This is a genomic window from Streptomyces sp. NRRL F-5755 (assembly GCF_001279365.1).
In the GTDB taxonomy this organism is placed as follows: Bacteria; Actinomycetota; Actinomycetes; order Streptomycetales; family Streptomycetaceae; genus Streptomyces; species Streptomyces rimosus.
This window is the reverse complement of the sequence record NZ_LGCW01000112.1, coordinates 1-5117: the sequence shown is the minus strand read 5'-3', so window position 1 is coordinate 5117 and position 5117 is coordinate 1. Positions and strand designations below refer to the sequence as shown.

At 71.2% G+C, this 5117-nt stretch carries 3 protein-coding genes and 2 pseudogenes; all 5 read left to right on the top strand.

Annotated elements, in window-relative coordinates:
- Positions 1 to 105, top strand: a pseudogene (locus tag ADK86_RS13065) (ATP-binding protein); the annotation flags it as partial.
- 422 nt (positions 106 to 527) lie between these two features.
- Positions 528 to 3725 carry a nitrate- and nitrite sensing domain-containing protein gene (locus ADK86_RS13060; protein WP_053696743.1) on the top strand — a complete coding sequence of 1066 codons (3198 nt, stop codon included), beginning with the start codon at positions 528 to 530 and terminating at the stop codon, positions 3723 to 3725.
- 10 nt (positions 3726 to 3735) lie between these two features.
- Positions 3736 to 4141: pseudogene (locus tag ADK86_RS13055) on the top strand (roadblock/LC7 domain-containing protein).
- Between the two features lie 84 nt (positions 4142 to 4225).
- The gene (locus tag ADK86_RS13050) at positions 4226 to 4837 is read left to right on the top strand and encodes a DUF742 domain-containing protein (protein ID WP_053696742.1); all 612 of its coding nucleotides are present in this window, start codon (positions 4226 to 4228) and stop codon (positions 4835 to 4837) included.
- A partial coding sequence (locus ADK86_RS13045; protein ID WP_197049337.1) for a GTP-binding protein occupies positions 4818 to 5117 on the top strand: 300 nt, incomplete at its 3' end. The genes ADK86_RS13050 and ADK86_RS13045, both read left to right, overlap by 20 nt.

The window sequence follows — 5117 nt, the reverse complement described above, 5'->3', positions numbered from 1 at the left end:
GGCCCCGACGCACCGATCATCACCACCGACGCCCGCCACCGCAGCGAAGCCAAGAGCGCCCTCATCACCCTCGTCGAACACGCCCTCATGGCCCGCCTGAAGTGACCTTTCGAAGTCGCCTCGCCCGCGCGTAAGTTGCCCCGGGCGACGAGAAGACCGGACCGGCGCCCCCGGGCGCCGGAAAGGTCGCGGGCGCACACCGGTTCCCGTACGCCGTCACGGGATCTGTGTCCTTGGCCACGCCGCCCCACGCGTTCATAACGTTTCGACAGAGAATTCGCCCGCCGCGGCCACCCGGCGCGCACACGCGGCTCCGCTGTGCGCACATTTCTCTCGCCTTTTGCCGCCGCTCGCCCTTAACGCCCCTTTTATCTGCGCCGCTCAGGGCGCTGCTCCGCTTTTGCCCAGTGTTTGGAACGCACGGTCCTGACGTGCTGAAATTCGCTGAACTCCGGAGTAGTAAGGCCCCGAAGAAAACGGCACGGTGCAAAAAGGCGCGGTGCCGGCGCCGAGAGGTTGTTGGTCGAGTGAGGCGAAGCAGGTCGAGCCCCGAGCCGCAGGAACCGCGGCGGGGCAACTTCACGCCACCGTCGCACAGCGCGGCGCCGGCCCCCGGCACGGCCGAGAGCCAGGTCGCCGCCGCCCCGGTGAGCGGCGGACGGTTCCGCCCGCGCAACTGGCGCGTGGCCACCCGGCTCAACGCGATCCTGCTCATCCCCGTGCTCGTCGCCCTGGTCTTCGGCGGCCTGCGCGTCAACAGCTCGGTCGAGACCTGGCAGGAAGCCCAGGACGCCGAGAACACCGCGAAGCTGGTACGGGCCGCTGCCGCCTACAGCCACGCCATCATCGACGAGCGCGACCGCACCGCCGAGCCGCTGCTCGCCGGCAAGCGCGACGACGCGGCCGTGCGCGAGGCGCGCGCGGCGACCGACACCGCGGCGCAGGCGTTCCACGCCGCGGTCAAGGAGATGCCCGACAAGGACGGCCTCAAGCGCCGCCTGGCCGCCTTCCAGAAGGCCGAGCCGGGCCTGCAGAAGCTGCGCGAGGCCGCCTACACCTCGCAGCTGCCCGGTGTGCAGACCGAAGAAGGCTACGTCGCCATCCAGCACCCGCTGATGGAGTTCGCCAACGAGCTGGGCCTGGGCACCGGCAACATCACCTCCTACGGCCGTACGGTCTACGCCGTCTCGCTGGCCAAGGCCGCCGAGTCGCTCACCCGCTCCATCGGCACCCACCTGCTGGTCGACCCGGCGTCCCCGCAGGGCGGCAAGGAGCACAAGAAGCAGCTGACCTCGTTCGCCTCGTACAAGTACCTGGAGAACATCGCCATCGGCGAGTACACCTCCGGCGGTACCCCCGAGGACGTCCAGCGGCTGAAGGACGACGCGGCCAAGCTCAAGCAGCGCGGCGCGCAGGAGGTCGCCAAGGCGCGCGAACGCGCGGAGACCGCGGGCCGGCCCTTCAAGGCGCCCCCGGCCTTCGACGCGATGGCGAGCGCCATCGCCTCCGGCGCCTCGCCGCAGCAGCTCGCCGCGCAGGGCATCACGCCGGAGAGCTGGTTCACCGCGGCCACCGGCACGTTCGACATGTACCGGGCCATCGAGAAGGACCTCGCCGACAAGGCGGTGGACGAGGCGGCCGCGATCTCCTCGGACGCCCGGCAGTCCACCTTCGTCGACTCCGCGATCGTGATCGCGGCGCTGGTCATCGCCTTCCTGGTGGCGGGCATGATGGCGCGGCGGATGAGCCGGAACATGAGCCGGCTGCGCACGGCGGCCTTCGGCATCGCCGAGCAGCGCCTGCCGACCCTGGTCGACCAGCTCTCCCGTACGGACCCGGGCCGCGTGGACACCCGCGTGCAGCCCATCCCGATCCACACCACCGACGAGATCGGCGAGGTGGCCCGCGCCTTCGACCAGGTGCACCGGGAGGCCGTCCGGCTCGCCGCCGAGCAGGCGCTGCTGCGCGGCAACGTCAACGCGATCTTCACCAACCTCTCGCAGCGCAACCAGGGCCTGATCGAGCGCCAGCTCACCCTGATCACCGAGCTGGAGAACAACGAGGCCGACCCGGACCAGCTGGAGAACCTCTTCCGGATGGACCACCTGGCCACCCGTATGCGGCGCAACGGCGAGAACCTCCTCATTCTCGCGGGCGAGGAGCCGGGCCAGCGCTGGAACCAGCCGGTGCCGCTGATCGACGTGCTGCGCGCGGCGACGTCCGAGGTCGAGTCGTACGAGCGAATAGAGCTGTCCGGCGTGCCGGACGGCGACATCCACGGCACCGCCGTGACCGACCTCGTGCACCTGCTCTCCGAGCTGCTGGAGAACGCCACCACGTTCTCCTCGCCGCAGACCAAGGTGCGGGTCGCCGCCACCCGGCTGCCGGACGGCCGGGTCATGATCGAGATCCACGACAAGGGCATCGGGCTGACCCCCGAGGACTTCGCGGACATCAACCACAAGCTGGCCAACCCGCCGACCGTGGACGCCTCGGTCTCCCAGCGCATGGGCCTGTTCGTGGTCGGCCGCCTCGCCGACCGGCACGGCATCCGCGTACAGCTGCGCCCGTCCGGCGAGCAGGCCGGCACCACCTCCCTCGTCATGCTCCCCGAGGCCATCACCCACGGCGGTGGCGGCGAGGAGGGCTACGACGACGACTTCACGGTCTCCCGGATCGTCCCCGAGCACGAGCAGGGCGGGTACGCCGGCGACGGCCGCTCGGCCGCGGAACTCGGCTTCGACGAGTCCGGTTTCGGGCAGCAGGGCGGCGCCACGCCGCTCGACCCGGTCAACCGCTCGCTGATGCGCGAGGAGCGCCGGGCGGCGCTGGAGGCGCAGGCCGGTGGCGCGGGCGCCCAGGGCCGGGCGCACGATCCCGCGCAGCAGCCGTACCAGGACCTGTCGGGACAGCCGTACCAGGATCCGTCGGCACAGCTGTTCCAGGACACGGCGCAGCACGGCGGCGCGGGGTACGGGAACCAGCCTGGGCAGCCCTATGCGGAACCTGGGCAAGGGGCGTACGACGCCGGGCAGCCGCTCGGCCAGGGACTTGCCGAAGTCGGTCGCGACGAGGCCGCCGGCCAGCAGCCGTACGTGCCGTACGAGACGCGGCCGCAGGACGACTGGCCCGAAAACGGAGCGTACACCGGCTATTCGGGCCCGGAAACGGAATCGGACCGGAATCGGTCGGCCGCTCCCGCGGACAGCCCGGACCGCGTAGCATTCGAGCGTCCGGATCCCACCCCGAACGACGCGCCGTCGCTGACCGACGCCGGCCTTCCGCGCCGCGGAGCCGGCCAGCCGCAGGCTCAGCAGCAGTGGCAGCCGTTCGAGGAGGCGTCCTCCAGGCCCCGTGCCCAGGAGGACCCGGCGGCCGCCCCGCAGGGGAACGCGCCGGAGTCCGGTTCGGACGGCTCCGAGTGGCGCTCGGCCAACGACGAGCGCTGGCAGCGGGCGGAGCGGCTGCGCGAGCCGAAGGCGGGCGGAGTCACTTCCTCCGGTCTGCCCCGGCGGGTGCCCAAGGCCAACCTGGTCGAGGGCACGGCGGAGCAGAGCCCGCAGGGCGGCCCGCAGGTCTCCCGCGCTCCGGAGGACGTCCGCGGCCGGCTGAGCAACCTGCGGCGCGGGGTCCAGCAGGGACGCAACGTGGGCACGGACCAGGAGGTCCCCCAGAATGACCAACAGGGCTTCGGCCCCGGCAGCACCTACGATCAGGAGCGTTAGTGTGAGCCCGATGAGCCAGGCGGCGCAGAACCTGAACTGGTTGATCACCAACTTCGTGGACAACACCCCCGGTGTGTCCCACACGGTCGTGGTCTCCGCGGACGGTCTCCTCCTCGCCATGTCCGAGGGCTTCCCTCGGGACAGAGCCGATCAGTTGGCGGCGGTGGCCTCCGGCCTCACCTCGCTGACCTCCGGCGCCTCCCGCATCTTCGAAGGCGGGAGCGTCAATCAGACCGTGGTGGAGATGGAGCGCGGCTTCCTCTTCATCATGTCCCGGATCGTCGCTGGCCGTACTGGCGCACCCGGAGTGCGACATCGGCCTCGTCGGTTACGAGATGGCCCTGCTGGTCGACCGCGCGGGCACGGTGCTCACACCGGACCTGCGCGCGGAACTGCAGGGCAGCCTTCTCAACTAGCAGACAGGCAGTGCGTTTCCCGCCACCGCGCCGTAGGGTGCGGTGGCGCGACCGGCGTCAGATTGGCAAGTTGAAGGAGGAGACGTGGCAACGCCCCCGAGCGGTTACCCGTACGGCCCCGGACAGCAGTCCGGGTCCCAGGGCGAGCACCGGCACAACCGCTTCAACTTTCCTTCCGCGCCCAGCCGTCGGCAGCAGCAGCCGCCGCAGCCCCAGCAGCCGTACCAGCAGCGGCCGTACGACTCCCGGCAGCCGTACGAGCCGTCGCCGTACGAGCAGCAGCGGGCACCGCGCGTCCAGCCGGCACCGCCCCGGCAGCGGCGCAACGGGCCGGCGGCCCCCACGGGGGGCGCGCACAACCCGCTTGTGCGCCCGTACGCGATGACCGGGGGCCGGACCCGGCCGCGCTACCAGCTCGCCATCGAGGCGCTGGTCAGCACGACCGCCGACCCCGCCCGGCTGCAGGGCCAACTGCCGGAGCACCAGCGCATCTGCCACCTCTGCCGCGAGATCAAGTCAGTGGCCGAGATCTCGGCCCTCCTCTCCATCCCCCTCGGCGTCGCCCGAATCCTCGTCGCCGACCTGGCGGAGGCCGGACTCGTCGCCATCCATCAGCCCGGCGGGGACGAGACCGCCGGCGGACAGCCAGATGTGACACTGCTCGAAAGGGTGCTCAGTGGACTTCGCAAGCTCTAGCGGTGCAGCCCGCTCCACCACCTCCGCGAAGATCGTGGTGGCGGGCGGCTTCGGCGTGGGCAAGACCACGTTCGTCGGGGCCGTCTCAGAGATCAACCCGCTGCGCACCGAAGCCGTGATGACCTCGGCGTCGGCCGGCATCGACGACCTCACGCACGCGCCGGACAAGACCACCACCACGGTGGCGATGGACTTCGGCCGTATCACGCTGGACCAGGACCTGATCCTGTACCTGTTCGGCACCCCCGGCCAGGACCGCTTCTGGTTCATGTGGGACGAC